Here is a 16,570-nt window from a genome sequence, read left to right on the forward strand (position 1 = left end):
TGAGGTCTTTACCTGGTTGGTGTGCTCGCTGTCACACATGAGAGTGACAGTGCGCGTCTGCGCGCCCAAGGGGTCAACTTGTCTGGTATTGGGACTCTTTGCTACCCCACGACTTGGTCACGCGTTAGTCAGATTCTTACCTTCACGTCAGCGCGACGACTCGGCCTCACGCCGGTCCAGAAGTCGCGAACGGGTACCAATTGCCGTTGCCCCGTTGACTCCTGAGACTCCGGCGACCGCCCCGGCACGGTGTTCGCGCGCCTCGTCCGGCCCTTCCGTGACAGCCGTCTCGTGCGTGACCGGCACCCCCGCCACGGCGGCCGCGGCGGCGGCCCTGCGACGGCGGTAGCGCGGCGGCAGGAGGTGCTCCGCCCAGCGCGGGGCACGCGGCGTGAAGCGCGGCAGCAGGAGCAGCACCAGACCGACGGCGCTGAGTGCCGCGATGGCCAGCACACTCCACATCGCGCCGGAGTTGACCGAGTAGGCGAGAGCGCCGAACGAGATCAGCGCCGACCAGAAGTACATGATCAGCACGGCCCGGCTGTGCGAGTGGCCGACCTCCAGGAGGCGGTGGTGCAGGTGCCCGCGGTCCGCCGCGAACGGCGACTGTCCGCGCCAGGTGCGCCGCACGATGGCGAGCACGAGGTCGGCGGCCGGAATCGCGATGATCGTCAGCGGCAGCAGCAGCGGAATGAACACGGGCACCGTCTGGTGCACGGTGTTGCGCTCGGAACCCGAGAAGAGGTTCATCACGTCGGGGTCGATCTGCCCCGTGATGGAGATCGCGCCGGCGGCCAGCACCAGGCCGATGAGCATCGACCCGGAGTCGCCCATGAAGATCCGCGCCGGGTGCATGTTGTGCGGCAGGAAGCCCAGGCACATGCCCATCAGGATCGCCGCGAACAGCGTCGCCGGGGCGGCCGCCTCGATGCCGTACGAGTACCAGATGCGGTAGGCGTACAGGAAGAACGCGGCGGACGCGATGCACACCACACCGGCGGCCAGTCCGTCGAGGCCGTCCACGAAGTTGACCGCGTTGATCGTGATGACGACGAGCGCCACCGTCAGCAGCGTGCCCTGCCACTGGGTCAGCGCGACCAGTCCGACGCCCGGGATCGGCAGCCACAGGATCGTCAGACCCTGCACCACCATCACGCCGGCGGCGATCATCTGGCCGCCCAGCTTGATCAGGGCGTCGATCTCGAACTTGTCGTCCAGCACGCCGATCAGCCAGATCAGCGCGGCTCCGGAGAGCAGGGCACGCGGTTCGTTCGAGTTGGCGAAGACCTCGTTGAGGTTCGTCAGGTGGTCCGCGACCAGCAGACCGGCGCACAGGCCGAAGAACATCGCGATGCCGCCGAGCCGCGGCGTGGGTTCACGGTGCACGTCGCGCGCACGGATTTCCGGCATGGCTCCGGCCACGATCGCGAACTTACGTACCGGCCCTGTCAGCAGATACGTCACCGCGGCCGTGATGCAGAGCGTCAGCAGGTATTCACGCACGGGCTTCCCCACAGGTCTCGCTGGCCATCACAGCCCCACACCCTAGCGATGCACGCATATGGTTGGGGACTTCCGGGTAGCGACGATGGTTGCACGAGTAGCTGTGCACCTGTGCACACGTACCCGCGGTCAGTCCGGGTATGGGGGAAATCTTCCGGTCAGCTCCCGCACTTCTTCACGGGCCCGCTTGGCCTCGATCTCGTCCCGCAGCACCCCAGCGAACAGCGCCGCGACCCGTGCGGCCTCGGCCTGGCCCATGCCCTGCGTGGTCAGCGCCGGGGTGCCCAGCCGCAGACCACGGGCGTCGCCATGGGGCAGCGCACACGTGTCGAGGACCATACCGGCGGCGGCGAGCCGGCCACGCGCGGTACGCCCGTCGACACCGAGCGGCGCCGGATCCACGGTGACGAGATGGGTGTCGGTGCCGCCGGTGGTGACGTCGAGCCCCTCCGCGTCCAGTCCCGCGGCCAGCACGCGCGCGTTCGCGATCACCTGATGGGCGTACGCGGTGAACGCCGGGGTTGCCGCCTCGCCGAACGCGACGGCCTTCGCCGCGATGGTGTGCATCTGCGCGCCGCCCTGGGTGAACGGGAAGACCGCCCGGTCCACGCGCTCGGCCAGCTCGCTCCCGCACAGGATCATGCCGCCGCGCGGCCCCCGGAGCACCTTGTGGGTCGTGGCGCACACCACGTCGGCGTACGGCACCGGGCTGGGGGCCGCTCCCCCGGCGACGAGCCCGATGGGATGGGCGGCGTCCGCGATCAGATAGGCGCCGGCCTCGTCGGCGACCTCCCGGAAGAAGGCGTAGTCGATGTGCCGGGGGTAGGAGATCGATCCGCAGACGACGGCCTTGGGGCGGTGGGCACGGGCCAGTGCGCGCACCTGCTCGTGGTCGATGAGCCCGGTCTCCGCCTCCACCCCGTATCCGACGAAGTCGAACCAGCGGCCGGAGAAGTTCGCGGGCGATCCGTGGGTCAGGTGACCGCCGGAGGGCAGGCCCATCGCCAGCACGGTGTCGCCGGGGCGCAGCAGGGCGGCGTACGCGGCGAGGACGGCCGAACTCCCCGAGTGGGACTGGACGTTGGCATGGTCGGCGCCGAACAGGGCCTTGGCGCGGTCGACCGCGACGCGCTCCGCGACGTCCACGAGTTCGCAGCCGCCGTGGTGGCGGGCGCCGGGGTATCCCTCGGCGTACTTGTTCGCCATCGGGGAGCCGAGCGCGGCCAGCACGGCGGGCGAGGTGAAGTTCTCGGCGGCGATCAGCTGGAGGGTCGTCGACTGCCGGTCCAGCTCACTCCGCAGGATCTCCGCCATCTCGGGATCCTGGCGCAGGAGGACATCCGCTTCGGGCATCTGGGTGACCGGCATGGTGGACTCCGGGCTCGGCGGGTACGCGCGCTACGTCCAATGTAGAACCGCGGGCCCTGCGACGCCTGGTGTCGGGCGCCCCGTGCCGCCGGGTGTCAGGTCCGGGCGCGTACCCCCGTCAGCGCGGTGACGACCGGGTCGAGCGCCTCGTTGATCTCGTCGCCGATGGACCGGAAGAACGGCAGCGGCGCCCCGTAGGGGTCGAACACCTCGTCCGCCTCCGCCGTCGGGGCCAGCAGCCAGCCGCGCAGCGCGGCGGCGGCGCGGACCAGGGCGACGGCACGCTCGATGACGCCCTGTTCCAGGGGCGGCAGGGTCGCCGGGTCTATGGCGCGGACGAGGCGGGTGAACTCCTTCAGGGTGAAGGTGCGCAGACCCGCCGAGTGCCCCATGGAGATGACCTGGGCGCGGTGGTCGCGGGTGGCCGTCAGGACGAGGTCGGCGCGGATGACGTGGTCGTCGAGCAGTTCGCGCCCGACGAAGCCGGAGGGGTCCGCGCCGAAGTCGGCGAGGACGGTCGCGGCGTTGGCCTCCATGGGAGCGCCCTCGTGGCCCCAGGTGCCGGCGCTCTCCACGATGAGGCCGCCCCACCGGGGGTCGCCGAGCCGGTCCGCGAGGGCATGCCGGGTCAGCCGCTCGGTGATGGGCGAGCGGCACACGTTGCCGGTGCTGACGTGGAGGATGCGGAAGGACTCCCTGGGGGACCCGTCGGTCCCCGTGATCCCCGTGCCTATGCCACGCATGGGGGTGCCCCCTGGTCGAGCGGAGCGGGGGGCCGGGAGGAGTCAGGGGCTGTCAATTCGCCACCTCGAGGTCGGGTACGACCTTGCGGAGCTCCTCCGCCGACAGGGCGCCCGCGCGCAGCAGCACGGGGACCTTGCCGGTCACGTCGACGATCGAGGAGGGCACGTTGCCCGGGGTGGGGCCGCCGTCCAGGTAGACCGAGATGGAGTCCCCGAGCATGTCCTGCGCGGCGTCACAGGTCTCCGGTGAGGGGTGGCCCGTGAGGTTGGCGGAGGAGACGGCCATCGGGCCGACCTCGGTGAGGAGCTCGATGGCGACGGGGTGCAACGGCATGCGGATCGCCACGGTGCCGCGGGTGTCGCCGAGGTCCCACTGGAGGGACGGCTGGTGCTTGGCGACGAGCGTGAGGGCGCCGGGCCAGAACGCGTCGACGAGTTCCCAGGCCATCTCGGAGAAGTCCGTGACGAGGCCGTGCAGGGTGTTAGGGGAGCCGATGAGGACGGGGGTGGGCATGTTGCGGCCCCGGCCCTTGGCGTCGAGCAGGTCGGCCACGGCCTCGGAGGTGAACGCGTCGGCGCCGACGCCGTAGACGGTGTCCGTCGGGAGGACCACCAGTTCGCCACGGCGGACGGCGGACGCTGCCTCGCGCAGACCGGTGGTGCGGTCGGTCGCGTCGTTGGTGTCGTATCGCCGTGCCATTTAGCGGGCCTCCTCGTACACGTACTGCTGCTGGGGAAACGGGGGGAACACGTTGCGTGCGCGCGCCCTGTCGCCGGGCGCCGGGACGCGGGGGGCCGGGCTCACGGCATCGCCTTGCGGGCGGTCGCGAAGCGGGGCCGGTTGTTGAGGTCGGGGTGGTCGGCCGCGTCGGCCCAGCCCCGCTCCTCGGTGAAGATCCACGGAACCTGTCCGCCCTGGGTGTCGGCGTGCTCGATGACGACGACACCGCCGGGACGCAGCAGCCGGTGCGCGGTGCGCTCGATGCCGCGGATGAGGTCGAGTCCGTCCTCCCCCGAGAACAGGGCGAGTTCGGGGTCGTGGTCGCGGGCCTCCGGCTGCACGTACTCCCACTCGGTGAGCGGGATGTACGGAGGGTTGGAGATCACCAGGTCCACCTGGCCGTCGAGGTCCGGGAAGGCCTCCAGGGCGTCTCCCTGGCGCAGGTCGACCCTGGACCCCTCGACGTTCTTGCGCGTCCACCTGAGGGCGTCCTCGGACAGTTCCACGGCGTGCACACGGGAGCGCGGGACCTCCTGCGCGAGGGCGAGCGCGATGGCGCCGGAGCCGGTGCACAGGTCGACGATCAGCGGTTCGACGACGTCCATCGCGCGGACGGCGTCTATGGCCCAGCCCACGACCGACTCCGTCTCCGGCCGGGGCACGAACACGCCCGGCCCCACCTGGAGTTCGAGGTAGCGGAAGTAGGCGCGCCCGGTGATGTGCTGGAGCGGTTCGCGGGCCTCGCGGCGCGCGGTGACCTCCCAGTAACGGGCGTCGAAGTCGGAGTCCTTGACGGTGTGCAGCTCGCCCCGCTTCACCTCGTGCACGAACGCGGCGAGCTCCTCCGCGTCGTTGCGCGGCGAGGGCACGCCGGCGTCGGCCAGCCGCTGGGTGGCCTGGGCGACTTCCGCGAGCAGCACGCTGCGGGAGTTCGGGGGTCGACCCCCAAAATGTTGCTGCACGCTGGTCCTCCGGGGCTGAGCTGTTGTCGTGAGCTTCTTACGCGGCGGCGAGCTTGGCTGCCGAGTCCGCGTCGACGCAGGCCTGGATCATCGTGTCGAGGTCGCCGTCCAGGACCTGGTCCAAGTTGTACGCCTTGAAGCCGACGCGGTGGTCCGAGATGCGATTCTCCGGGAAGTTGTACGTACGGATCTTCTCGGAACGGTCGACGGTACGGACCTGACTGCGGCGGACGTCCGCGGCCTCCCGTTCCGCTTCTTCCTGGGCCGCCGCGAGGAGCCTGGAGCGCAGGATACGCATCGCCTGCTCCTTGTTCTGCAGCTGGCTCTTCTCGTTCTGGCAGGAAGCGACGACTCCGGTCGGAATGTGCGTGATGCGCACGGCGGAGTCGGTGGTGTTGACGGACTGGCCGCCGGGGCCGGAGGAGCGGTAGACGTCGATCCGCAGGTCGTTCGCGTGGATCTCGACGTCGACCTCCTCGGCCTCGGGCGTGACGAGCACGCCGGCGGCGGAGGTGTGGATGCGGCCCTGCGACTCGGTGGAGGGCACGCGCTGCACGCGGTGCACGCCGCCCTCGTACTTGAGGCGGGCCCAGACGCCCTGGCCGGGCTCGGTGGCACCCTGGCCGCCCTTGGTCTTCACGGCGACCTGGACGTCCTTGTAGCCGCCGAGCTCGGACTCGGTGGAGTCGATGATCTCGGTCTTCCAGCCGACGCGCTCGGCGTAGCGCAGGTACATGCGCAGGAGGTCACCGGCGAACAGGGCGGACTCGTCGCCGCCGGCGCCCGCCTTGATCTCCAGGATGACGTCCTTGTCGTCGCTCGGGTCACGCGGGACCAGCAGCAGGCGGAGCTTCTCGGTGAGCTGCTCGCGCTGCTTCTCCAGGTCCTTGACCTCGGCGGCGAAGTCGGGGTCGTCGGCGGCGAACTCCTTCGCCGTGCCGATGTCGTCCCCGGTCTGCTTCCAGGAGCGGTACGTCGCGACGATCGGGGTCAGCTCGGCGTAGCGCTTGTTGAGCTTGCGCGCGTTGGCCTGGTCGGCGTGGACCGACGGGTCAGCGAGCTTCTTCTCCAGATCGGCGTGCTCACCGATCAGTTCCTCGACCGCCTCGAACATCTCCGGCTCCAATGGACTGTCCCCGTCATGGGCTCGGGGACGTGGGGTACGGCATGGGGGCCCCTGGTTCCGGCGTCGCCGGAGCCCGGGGAAAGGGCTGCACCGCAAAGCGCCGGTCCCGGCGCCCCCGTGCCGGGGACGCCGAAGACCGGCGCTGTGGGCTCGCTACTTGTTGGCAGCGGCAGCCTTGCCGAAGCGGGCCTCGAAGCGGGCCACGCGGCCACCGGTGTCGAGGATCTTCTGCTTGCCCGTGTAGAACGGGTGGCACTCGGAGCAGACCTCGGCACGGATGGTGCCGGAGTCGATGGTGCTCCGCGTGGTGAACGACGCGCCACAGGTGCAGCTGACCTGGGTGTCGACGTACTCGGGGTGGATGTCGCGCTTCAAGGTGTCTCCTAGTTTCGGGAGGGCTCCGGGTCGCCGCCGCGGGATGCGGGTGCGTGAACCGGGGCCGACGTACCAGTCTGCCAGCACTGGCCGTATCCCCCAAAACGGGGGGAGGCGATGATCTATTCCCCGGGCGCCGGCAGGCCGGCCCGGGCCCCCGCGAGCAGGGGGGCCGGGGCCGGAGGGCGCCCTGTGGGGGCTCAGCCGGAGCTGACGACGTTCTTCGCGGAGCCGGTGGCGGTGCCGTCGGTGGCCGCCTTCGGGATCGGCTGGTCGCTCTTGAGCGCCTTCCAGACCAGCGCCGCCTTGTCCTTGTCGACCAGGACGCGGTTGGCGTCGGCGCTGTCGTACTGGACCGGCATCGTCACCATGTTCATGTGCGACGAGCTGATGCCCTTGAGGCCGTTGGCGAAGGACGCGAGGTCGGTGACCCTGCCGAGGTCGGAGTCGGTGGTGACCGTCTTGGTGGCGGTGTCGGCGAGGTCGTACAGCTTCTTCGGGTTGGACAGCACCCCGAGGTGCTTGATCCGGTCGACGAGCGCCTTGATGAAGGCCTGCTGGAGCTGGATGCGGCCGAGGTCGGAGCCGTCGCCGACGCCGTGCCGGGTGCGCACCAGACCGAGCGCCTGCTCACCGTCGAGGGTGTGCGTGCCGGCCTTCAGGTTCAGGTGGCTGTCGGGGTCCTTGATGCTCTTGGTCGTGGTGACCGAGACGCCGCCGAGGTCGTCGATCAGCTTCTGGAAGCCGGTGAAGTCGACCTCGACGTAGTGGTCCATGCGGATGCCGGTGACGGACTCGACGGTCTTCACCGCGCAGGTGGCGCCGCCGGTGGAGTAGGCGGAGTTGAACATCACGCCGGAGGCCGCGTCGTGGGTGGTGCCGTGCGTGTCGGTGCAGGACGGCCGGTCGACCAGGGTGTCGCGCGGGATGGAGACCACGCTGGCCTTCTTGTGGCCCTTGTACACGTGGATGATCATCGCGGTGTCGGAGCGGGCGCTGCCGTCGTCGGTGCCGCCGCCCAGCTTCTTGTTGCCGCCGGCACGGGTGTCCGAGCCGAGGACCAGGATGTTCTCGGAGCCGTTGTCGACCTTCGTGGGCCGGTCGGTGCCGAGCGCCTGGTTGATGTCGACGCTCTTGATGTTGCCGTTGAGCTTGAAGTACAGGTAGCCGGCTCCGGTGCCGCCGAGCACGAGGATGCCCGCGGCGCTCCAGGCCGTGATGAGCAGGGCCCTGCTCCGTGTGCTGCGCGCCTTGCGGCGGCGGCCCTTCGCGCCACGGCGCGGGCCGCTCTTGCCCGGTTCTCCCGGTATCTCGGGCTCCGGTGTGCTCTCGGCAGGCATGTGCTCCTCAGTCCCTTTGCGGTCGGTTACCCCCTGCTTTCAGGGCTAGGCCCATCTGGTCGTGACGAGGCGTACCGCTCCATGGTCACTCCGTACGGTCAGACGGGGAAACTCGGGAAAGGGTTGCACAACGCTCTGTGCCCACCATGTGGCTCGATGGGCACAGAGCGTCACCGGTGAGGCCGGGTGAAAACCCGCTCACCTGCGATTTCAGCCGAAGATGTCGTACTGATCGAAACCGGTACCGACCGAGACCCTTGTGGCAAAGATCTCGCTGGTGGCCTTTCCGGTCCCCGGGTACAGGTAGAGCGTGCCGCCGGAGGTGCGGGCCAGGAAGTCGGCCTTGCCGTCGCCGGTCACGTCACCGACGGCGTCGAAGGCGTTGTAGCTGCTCCAGGTGCGCACCTTGATGCGGCTGGAGAAGGCACCGCTGCCCGTCTTGCCGGTCCCCTTGTAGAGGTAGACGTACGAGCCGGACTTGCTGCGCGCGATCAGGTCGGCCTTGCCGTCACCGGTGAAGTCCCCATGTCCGCGTACGGAGTTGTACTGGTCCCAGCCGGTGCCGACCTGGACTCGCGAGGGGAAGGTGCCCTTGCCGTTGCCGGGGTACTCCCAGAGCTTTCCGGAGGAGTCGACGGAGAGGATGTCGGGCATGCCGTCGCCGGTGAGGTCGCCGGGGGCGATGACGCGCAGGCGGGTTCCCCAGGAGCTGAAGATCTTGTCGGTGGCCCACTTGCCGGTCGCCGGGAGGAAGTGGGACCAGTAGACGTCGCCGCTGTGGCTGTCGCGGACCACGAGGTCCTGGTAGCCGTCCCGGTTCAGGTCGCTCTGGAGCACGACGTTGACGCCGTCCCAGTCGCCCCAGGACGCGCGTGTGGCGAACGAGGTGCCGTTCGAGTCCTTCTGGTACCCGGTCTTGCTGGACGCGCTGCGCAGCCACAGGTCGGCCCTGCTGTCGCCGCTGAGGTTGGTGTCCTCGACGCGCGGCCAGGCGGCACCGACGTAGGTGCTGACCTTGGAGAAGACGCTGTACGCGCCCTTCGCGACGCAGTCCTTGACGCCCCAGGAGACGACACCCACGATGCGGCTGTTGACGATCAGCGGACCGCCGGAGTCGCCGTTGCAGGCCGTGGTGGTGCCGGTGTCGGTGCCCGTCGCCTTGGTGCCCGCGCAGACCATGTGGCCCGCCACGAACTCGCTGCCGTAGGCGCTCTTGCAGGTGGTGTCCGAGTTGACCGGCAGCGTGGCCGTCTTCAGCGTCTCGGAGATGTCCTCGGTGGTGGAGGTGGTGCGGCCCCAGCCGTAGAGCGTCGCCTTGGTGCCGGAGGCGTAGGAGGCGGTGTCGCCGGACGTCGTCATGCGGATCGGCTTGGCGGAGACGGGGTTCGCCAGCGTGATGACCGCGATGTCGTTGTCGATGGTCGTCGAGTTGTACGACGGGTGGTTCCACTGGCGCCAGGGAGCGCTGACCGTGGCTCCTTGCGGCAGGGTGCTGCCGCTCGCCAGCTGGGAGGTCCCGGTGACGACGGCGCCGTTGGCCTTCCAGTCGTATCCCTTGACGCAGTGCGCGGCGGTGAGGATCTTCGTCGGCGACACGACGGAACCGCCGCAGAAGAAGCCGAGGTCGTCGCTCGTGGTGCTGGTGCCCTTGTCGTCGAAGTACCAGAGCTGCGCCATCCACGGGGCCGTGGAGATGGTGGTCGTGGTACCGCCGATGATCTTCGGGTCGATCTGCGTCGCGGTCGTACCGGCGCTCAGCGAGGTCTTGGCGCTCGCCTGGCCCGCGGTGTCGTCACCGGCGACGGCGCCCGCGACGCGCTGCTTCAGGACCGCCTGGGACGGCCCGGCGACCGCGGCGGCGGGGCGCACCGTCGGGGTGGGCGGCGTCGAGGTGCCGGACGCGTTCGCCGACGACATCAGGAGCGCGCCCGCGACGGCGGCGGCGAGGCCGGCCGCGGCGACCGGGACGGCTATCCGTATGCGGCGTCTGTGACGACCGCCTCCAGACATGGGTGTGTCCACTCAAGTCCCCCCTCAGAGTCAAGAGTTCAGATCTGCTTCAGCAGACGTTCAAGGGCGCGATCGTACATGTGTCCCCATCAGCGCAAAGGGCCGCCCCCGTCACTCGCGTGACGGGGGCGGCCCTGGTGCTACTGGCCCGGAGGACCTCAGTCGTTGCCGTTGCCCGGCGACGGCGTGGTCTTCTGGATCTGGAGCAGGAACTCCGCGTTCGACTTCGTCTGCTTCATTTTGTCGAGCAGCAGCTCGATCGCCTGCTGCTGGTCGAGCGCGTGGAGCACGCGGCGCAGCTTCCAGGTGATGGCGAGCTCGTCGCTGCCGAGCAGGATCTCTTCCTTACGGGTACCGGACGCGTCGACGTCCACCGCGGGGAAGATGCGCTTGTCGGCGAGCTTGCGGTCGAGCTTGAGCTCGGCGTTGCCGGTGCCCTTGAACTCCTCGAAGATGACCTCGTCCATGCGCGAGCCGGTGTCGACCAGCGCGGTGGCCAGGATCGTCAGCGAGCCGCCGTCCTCGATGTTGCGCGCCGCACCGAAGAACCGCTTCGGCGGGTAGAGCGCGGTCGAGTCGACACCACCGGACAGGATGCGGCCGGAGGCCGGCGCCGCCAGGTTGTACGCACGGCCCAGACGGGTGATCGAGTCGAGCAGCACGACGACGTCGTGGCCCAGCTCCACCAGACGCTTAGCACGCTCGATGGCGAGCTCGGCGACCGTGGTGTGGTCCTCGGCGGGACGGTCGAAGGTCGAGGAGATGACCTCGCCCTTCACCGACCGCTGCATGTCGGTGACCTCTTCCGGACGCTCGTCGACCAGGACGACCATCAGGTGGCACTCGGGGTTGTTGATGGTGATCGCGTTGGCGATCGCCTGCAGGATCATGGTCTTGCCGGTCTTCGGCGGGGCCACGATCAGACCGCGCTGTCCCTTGCCGATCGGTGCGACGAGGTCGATGATCCGCGTCGTCAGCACGCCCGGGTCCGTCTCCAGACGGAGGCGGTCCTGCGGGTAGAGCGGCGTCAGCTTGTTGAACTCCGGGCGCCCGCGGCCGGATTCGGCCGCCATGCCGTTCGCGGAGTCGAGGCGGACCAGCGCGTTGAACTTCTCGCGGCGCTCGCCGTCCTTGGGCTGACGGACGGCGCCGGTGACGTGGTCACCCTTGCGCAGGCCGTTCTTGCGGACCTGGGCGAGGGAGACGTACACGTCGTTGGGGCCGGGCAGGTAGCCCGACGTCCGGATGAACGCGTAGTTGTCGAGGATGTCGAGGATGCCCGCGACGGGGATCAGCACGTCGTCGTCGGCGACCTGCGGCTCGGCGATCTCGTCACGCCCACGACGCCCACGGCGGTCGCGGTAGCGTCCGCGCCGGCCGCGGCGTCCGCCCTCGAAGTCGTCGTCGTCCTGCGGGCCGTTGTCACGCGGTCCGTTGTCACGCGGCTGCTGACGGTCCTGGCGGTCCTGCCGGTCCTGGCGCTGTCCGCCGCCCTGCTGACGGTCCTGCCGGTCCTGGCGCTGTCCGCCACCCTGCTGCTGACGGTCCTGGCCGCCCTGACCACCCTGGCCGCCCTGCTGCTCGTCACCCTTGCCGCCGCGGCGGTCGCGGTCACGGCCGCCCCGGTCGCGGTCACGGCGGTCACGGCGCTCGCGGCGACCCTCGGCGCCGTCGGTGTCGAGGGTCTGCGTGTCGCCCTTCGCCTCGGCGACGACGGTCTCGGGGCTGCCCGCGTCGGCGGTGGCACGGCGACGGCGGCGCTCGGCGGGGGCGTCGTCGCCCGCACGCTCGGTGTCGCCCGAACGGGCGGGGCCGCCGGCCGGCTGGCCGGGAATCTCGATCTGCTGCTGGGCCACGGCCTTCTCGGCGGCGACCTTCTCTGCCTTCTTCTCGGCCGGAGCGTCGGCCTCGTCACCCGTACGCGCCTTCGAGGTGGTGCGGCGCTTCGGCTTGGTTTCCGTGGCCGCGTCGGCGGACGCCGCCTTGGCCGGAGCACCGCCTCCCGCCTGCGCCTCCTTGATGACCTCGATCAGCTGGCTCTTGCGCATACGCGCCGTGCCCCTGATCCCGAGGCCGGATGCGACCTGCTGCAGCTCGGCCAGCACCATGCCGTCGAGGCCGGTACCGCGGCGTCGCCTGGAGCCGGCACCGGTGGCAGGCGCGGAGGCGTCCGTGGCGGGCGCGGCAGCGGTCTCCTCGACACGTGCGCCCATCAGATCGGTGGTGTCGCTCACGAAGGGTCCTTCCCTGGAGCGGACGTCGGCCTGTCTGGCTCGGCGACCGGTTGTGCTGTCCGGCTTTGGTCCTTGCTGTGTGGACCGTGCCGGGGCGGTGGTCCGCCAAAGCGGCGGAAGACATATCTGGTGATGACGATTCCGGAGCCGAGGCACTGAATTGCGGTGTCATCGGCATGGTCTCGCCGGTTCCGGAGCGTGCTCAGCACTGCTCAGCGCATAGCACCCAATGCAAGGCACAAAGCAGTTTGGGAGGCTCCCGGAAGAATGGGTGTCCCGGACGGGGACGCGAAGCACCTCGCCATGGTGGGGTCGGGTGCAGACTTGAGGTTAACACTACCGGATCCAACAAACATTCCCCCTCTCGAAATCCCGCAACCGTGCGTCGTCAACTGACGCCGACAGGTGCGAGCGGCAGCACGCACGCCCCCTGCGCGTCGAGGTCCAGTCGGTTCGCAGCCCACCCCTGACCTGCGAGATCAGCGACCTTGTCGGCCGAGGCGCGGTCCGCGAGAGCGAGCACCGTGGGGCCCGCTCCGGAGATCACCGCGGGGATGCCGTCGGCGCGCAGACGGTCCACGAGCGCCGCGCTCTCCGGCATCGCGGGTGCCCGGTAATCCTGGTGCAGCCGGTCCTCGGTCGCGGGCAGCAGCAACTCCGGACGCCGGGTCAGGGCCTCGACGAGCAGTGCCGCGCGGCCCGCGTTCGCGGCGGCGTCGACATGCGGAACGGTGCGCGGCAGCAGACCCCGCGCGGTCTCCGTGAGGACGGGCTTTCCGGGTACGAAAACCACCGGAACGATGGAATCGGTGGGCTCCATCCTGATCGCCCGGGCAGCGCCGGACTCCATCCAGGAGAGCGTGAAACCGCCGAGCAGACAGGCGGCGACGTTGTCGGGGTGTCCCTCGATCTCGGTCGCGAGCTCGAGGAGCGCGGTGTCGTCGAGCCGGGAGTCCCCGCCTATCGTCACCGCGCGGGCGGCGACGATGCCGGCGCAGATGGCGGCGGAGGAGGAGCCGAGACCGCGGCCGTGCGGGATGCGGTTGGCGCAGACGATCTCCAGTCCGCGCGGCTGGCCGCCCAGCAGGTCGAAGGCGGTGCGCAGGGAACGTACGAGGAGATGACTCTCGTCGCGCGGCAGCGTCTCACTGCCCTCACCTGCGATGTCGATGTGCAACCCGGAGTCCGCCACCCGGACGACCACGTCGTCGTAGAGCCCCAGTGACAGGCCGAAGGCGTCGAAGCCCGGGCCGAGGTTGGCACTGGTGGCGGGGACGCGCACCCGGACGGCGGCGGCACGGAACGCTGGACCGGCCATCGCTCGATGACTCTCCTTGAGCTGCGTGATGTACGAGGTTTTCGATGAACTGCGGGAGGAACTGCGGCAGACGGGCACGGGGACCCGGAGGCCGCGGGGACGTCACGGCGCCGCGGCATATGCGGCGGGCGGGTTAGGTACAGCCTATCGAAGGAAGGTTCCGCGGCGACATAGGGCGCACGGGAGGCGCACGATGCGTGTCGTAAGCCCCCTGTGCACCCCCCGTCGGGTCACCGCCCGAACGGCCCTCGAAGCGGTCCGTCGAGCGGCCGGTTTTCGTCGGCTTCTGACGGTTTTCCGCCTGCTTCCCCCGAGCTCTACACCCCGAAGGGCGTGGTCGGCGGGGTCGCGGGGCCCCGCCTGGCGGGTTTGTGCCTGGCGGCTTTACGCCAGACGGGATCGCCCGCGCTACGCCAGACCGAGCCGCTCCGCCGCCGTCGCCGCGTCCACGGGGACGGTGACCGGCTGCGGAGCACCCGCGACCGCCCAGTCGGGGTCCTTCAGGCCGTTGCCCGTGACGGTGCAGACGATGCGCTGACCCGGGTCGACCTTGCCCTGTTCAGCCGCCTTCAGCAGACCGGCGACGGACGCGGCCGACGCGGGCTCGACGAAGACACCCTCCTGAGCGGCCAACAGCCGGTAGGCGCGCAGGATCTCACGGTCCGTCACCTCGTCGATGAAGCCGCCCGACTCGTCCCGCGCGGCGAGCGCGAACTTCCACGAGGCCGGGTTGCCGATCCGGATCGCGGTGGCGATCGTCGACGGGTCCTTGACGACCTCGCCGCGCACGATGGGCGCGGAGCCGGACGCCTGGAACCCCCACATGCGCGGGGTGCGCCGGGCGATGCCGTCGGTGGCGTACTCGGTGTACCCCTTCCAGTACGCGGTGATGTTGCCCGCGTTGCCCACCGGAAGGACGTGGATGTCGGGCGCGTCGCCGAGCATGTCGACGATCTCGAAGGCGGCCGTCTTCTGACCCTCGATGCGCACCGGGTTGACCGAATTGACCAGCGCCACCGGGTAGTTGTCGGACAGCGAGCGCGCCAGCGTCAGGCAGTCGTCGAAGTTGCCGTCGACCTGGAGGATCTTGGCGCCGTGCACGAGGGCCTGGCCCATCTTGCCGAGCGCGATCTTGCCCTGGGGTACGAGGACGGCACAGACCATCCCGGCGCGCACGGCGTAGGCGGCGGCGCTCGCCGACGTGTTGCCGGTGGAGGCGCAGATGACCGCCTTCGCGCCCTCCTCCTTCGCCCGTGTGATCGCCATGGTCATCCCGCGGTCCTTGAAGGAACCGGTCGGGTTGGCACCCTCCACCTTGAGGTGGACCTCGCAGCCGGTGCGCTCGGAGAGCACCTGCGCGGGCACGAGCGGCGTACCGCCCTCGCGGAGCGACACGACCTCCGTGCTGTCGGATACCGGCAGCCGGTCCCGGTACTCCTCGATGATTCCGCGCCACTGGTGGGTCATTGCTGGTTACTCTCCTTCAACCCGCATGATGCTGGCGACGCCCCGCACGGTGTCGAGGCCGCGCAACGCCTCGACGGTCCCGTCGAGGGACGCGTCGGACGCACGATGGGTGACGACGACGAGGGAGGCCTCGCCGTCCTTGCCGGACTGGCGCACGGTGTCGATGGACACCCCGTGCTCGGCGAAGACGGTGGCCACCTGGGCGAGGACACCCGGCTTGTCGGCCACGTCCAGGCTGATGTGGTAGCGCGTGACGACCTCGCCCATGGGCGAGACGGGCAGCTGCGTGTACGCCGAGTCGCCGGGCCCGGTCGCACCGCCGAGCCGGTTGCGGCAGACGGCCACCAGGTCGCCGAGGACCGCGGAGGCGGTCGGGGCGCCGCCCGCGCCGGGCCCGTAGAACATCAGCTGGCCGGCGGCCTCGGCCTCGACGAACACGGCGTTGTACGCGCCGCGCACGGAGGCGAGCGGGTGGGTCAGCGGGATCATCGCGGGATGCACGCGCGCCGTCACGGACCCGCCGTCCGCGGCCCGCTCGCAGATGGCGAGCAGCTTGATGGTGCAGCCCATCCCCCGCGCCGAGGCGAAGTCGGAGGCGGTGACCTCGGTCATGCCCTCGCGGTAGACGTCGTCGAGGCGCACGCGCGTGTGGAAGGCGATCCCGGCGAGGATGGCGGCCTTCGCAGCGGCGTCGAAGCCCTCGACGTCGGCGGTCGGGTCGGCCTCGGCGTACCCGAGGGCGGTGGCCTCGTCCAGGGCCTCCTGGTAGCCGGCCCCGGTCGAGTCCATCTTGTCGAGGATGAAGTTGGTCGTGCCGTTGACGATGCCCATCACCCGGTTGATCTTGTCGCCGGCGAGGGACTCGCGCAGCGGACGGATCAGCGGGATGGCACCGGCGACGGCGGCCTCGTAGTAGAGGTCCCGGCCGTTCTGCTCCGCGGCCGCGTGCAGCGCCGCGCCGTCCTGGGCGAGCAGCGCCTTGTTCGCGGAGACGACGGAGGCGCCGTGCTCGAACGCGGTGGTGATGAGCGTACGGGCGGGCTCGATACCGCCGATGACCTCGACGACCACGTCGATGTCGCCGCGTTTGACGAGGGCGGTCGCGTCGGTGGTGACCAGGCCGGGGTCGATGCCCTCGCGCACCTTGGAGGGGCGGCGGACGGCCACGCCCGCCAGCTCGACGGGGGCGCCGATGCGGGCGGCGAGGTCGTCGGCGTGCGTCGTCATGATGCGCGCCACCTCTGAGCCGACAACCCCGCAGCCCAGCAGCGCCACCTTCAGCGGACGCGTACGCATCATCCGACCTCGTTTCCTCATACCGTCTTCGGTTGGACCAGTCTCACTCACCGGACGGGAGTTTCTACCCTTCGTCCGGATCGTGAGACGTCTATTTCATTTTTCTG

13 protein-coding genes are annotated in these 16,570 nt (G+C 70.1%); all 13 read right to left on the minus strand.

Translation table 11 applies throughout. From position 1 onward, the window contains the following. Positions 1-147: 147 nt before the first annotated feature. Positions 148-1,503: an MraY family glycosyltransferase gene (locus tag ABZT74_RS11075; protein WP_356166744.1), complete on the minus strand. Its 1,356-nt coding sequence runs from the start codon at positions 1,501-1,503 to the stop codon at positions 148-150. Positions 1,504-1,632: 129 nt separating this feature from the next. Further along, entirely contained in the window at positions 1,633-2,871 is a 1,239-nt protein-coding gene (gene glyA / locus ABZT74_RS11080; RefSeq protein WP_356434135.1) for a serine hydroxymethyltransferase, read from the minus strand. Between the two features lie 95 nt (positions 2,872-2,966). Next, complete coding sequence (locus ABZT74_RS11085; protein WP_355875764.1) at positions 2,967-3,614, minus strand: protein-tyrosine-phosphatase; 648 nt, start codon at positions 3,612-3,614, stop codon at positions 2,967-2,969. A 52-nt stretch (positions 3,615-3,666) separates the two neighbouring features. Beyond that, positions 3,667-4,314 carry an L-threonylcarbamoyladenylate synthase gene (locus ABZT74_RS11090; RefSeq protein ID WP_081219444.1) on the minus strand — a complete coding sequence of 216 codons (648 nt, stop codon included), beginning with the start codon at positions 4,312-4,314 and terminating at the stop codon, positions 3,667-3,669. A 101-nt stretch (positions 4,315-4,415) separates the two neighbouring features. Continuing rightward, entirely contained in the window at positions 4,416-5,255 is an 840-nt protein-coding gene (gene prmC / locus ABZT74_RS11095) for a peptide chain release factor N(5)-glutamine methyltransferase (RefSeq protein ID WP_355875768.1), read from the minus strand. A 79-nt stretch (positions 5,256-5,334) separates the two neighbouring features. Further along, positions 5,335-6,411 carry a peptide chain release factor 1 gene (gene prfA, locus ABZT74_RS11100; protein WP_355875771.1) on the minus strand — a complete coding sequence of 359 codons (1,077 nt, stop codon included), beginning with the start codon at positions 6,409-6,411 and terminating at the stop codon, positions 5,335-5,337. Positions 6,412-6,576: 165 nt separating this feature from the next. Then, positions 6,577-6,798 carry a 50S ribosomal protein L31 gene (gene rpmE / locus ABZT74_RS11105; RefSeq protein WP_355875773.1) on the minus strand — a complete coding sequence of 74 codons (222 nt, stop codon included), beginning with the start codon at positions 6,796-6,798 and terminating at the stop codon, positions 6,577-6,579. Between the two features lie 200 nt (positions 6,799-6,998). Beyond that, positions 6,999-8,138 (minus strand): LCP family protein, encoded by a 1,140-nt coding sequence (locus ABZT74_RS11110; protein WP_356166738.1) that lies wholly within the window; start codon positions 8,136-8,138, stop codon positions 6,999-7,001. A 210-nt stretch (positions 8,139-8,348) separates the two neighbouring features. Next, positions 8,349-10,148: a trypsin-like serine protease gene (locus ABZT74_RS11115; protein WP_356434137.1), complete on the minus strand. Its 1,800-nt coding sequence runs from the start codon at positions 10,146-10,148 to the stop codon at positions 8,349-8,351. A gap of 158 nt (positions 10,149-10,306) precedes the next feature. Next, positions 10,307-12,382, minus strand: coding sequence for a transcription termination factor Rho (gene rho, locus ABZT74_RS11120; protein WP_356166733.1), 2,076 nt, complete (start codon positions 12,380-12,382; stop codon positions 10,307-10,309). 388 nt (positions 12,383-12,770) lie between these two features. After that, entirely contained in the window at positions 12,771-13,700 is a 930-nt protein-coding gene (gene thrB, locus ABZT74_RS11125) for a homoserine kinase (protein WP_356166730.1), read from the minus strand. Between the two features lie 408 nt (positions 13,701-14,108). Further along, on the minus strand, positions 14,109-15,167 hold the full coding sequence (gene thrC / locus ABZT74_RS11130; protein ID WP_355875788.1) for a threonine synthase: 1,059 nt from the start codon (positions 15,165-15,167) through the stop codon (positions 14,109-14,111). A gap of 6 nt (positions 15,168-15,173) precedes the next feature. Then, positions 15,174-16,466, minus strand: a complete 1,293-nt coding sequence (locus ABZT74_RS11135) for a homoserine dehydrogenase (RefSeq protein WP_355875791.1) — start codon at positions 16,464-16,466, stop codon at positions 15,174-15,176. Positions 16,467-16,570: the final 104 nt, after the last annotated feature.

Origin of the sequence: Streptomyces sp. NPDC005302 (genome assembly GCF_040607345.1) — a bacterium.
In the GTDB taxonomy this organism is placed as follows: domain Bacteria; phylum Actinomycetota; class Actinomycetes; order Streptomycetales; family Streptomycetaceae; genus Streptomyces.

Bases quoted from the DNA above. Each gene is read 5' to 3' on its own strand.
- glyA (WP_356434135.1), bottom strand. From the start codon at position 2,871: ATGCCGGTCACCCAGATGCCCGAAGCGGATGTCCTCCTGCGCCAGGAT.
- ABZT74_RS11085 (WP_355875764.1), bottom strand. From the start codon at position 3,614: ATGCGTGGCATAGGCACGGGGATCACGGGGACCGACGGGTCCCCCAGG.
- ABZT74_RS11090 (WP_081219444.1), bottom strand. From the start codon at position 4,314: ATGGCACGGCGATACGACACCAACGACGCGACCGACCGCACCACCGGT.
- prfA (WP_355875771.1), bottom strand. From the start codon at position 6,411: ATGTTCGAGGCGGTCGAGGAACTGATCGGTGAGCACGCCGATCTGGAG.
- ABZT74_RS11110 (WP_356166738.1), bottom strand. From the start codon at position 8,138: ATGCCTGCCGAGAGCACACCGGAGCCCGAGATACCGGGAGAACCGGGC.
- ABZT74_RS11115 (WP_356434137.1), bottom strand. From the start codon at position 10,148: ATGTCTGGAGGCGGTCGTCACAGACGCCGCATACGGATAGCCGTCCCG.
- thrB (WP_356166730.1), bottom strand. From the start codon at position 13,700: ATGGCCGGTCCAGCGTTCCGTGCCGCCGCCGTCCGGGTGCGCGTCCCC.
- thrC (WP_355875788.1), bottom strand. From the start codon at position 15,167: ATGACCCACCAGTGGCGCGGAATCATCGAGGAGTACCGGGACCGGCTG.
- ABZT74_RS11135 (WP_355875791.1), bottom strand. From the start codon at position 16,466: ATGATGCGTACGCGTCCGCTGAAGGTGGCGCTGCTGGGCTGCGGGGTT.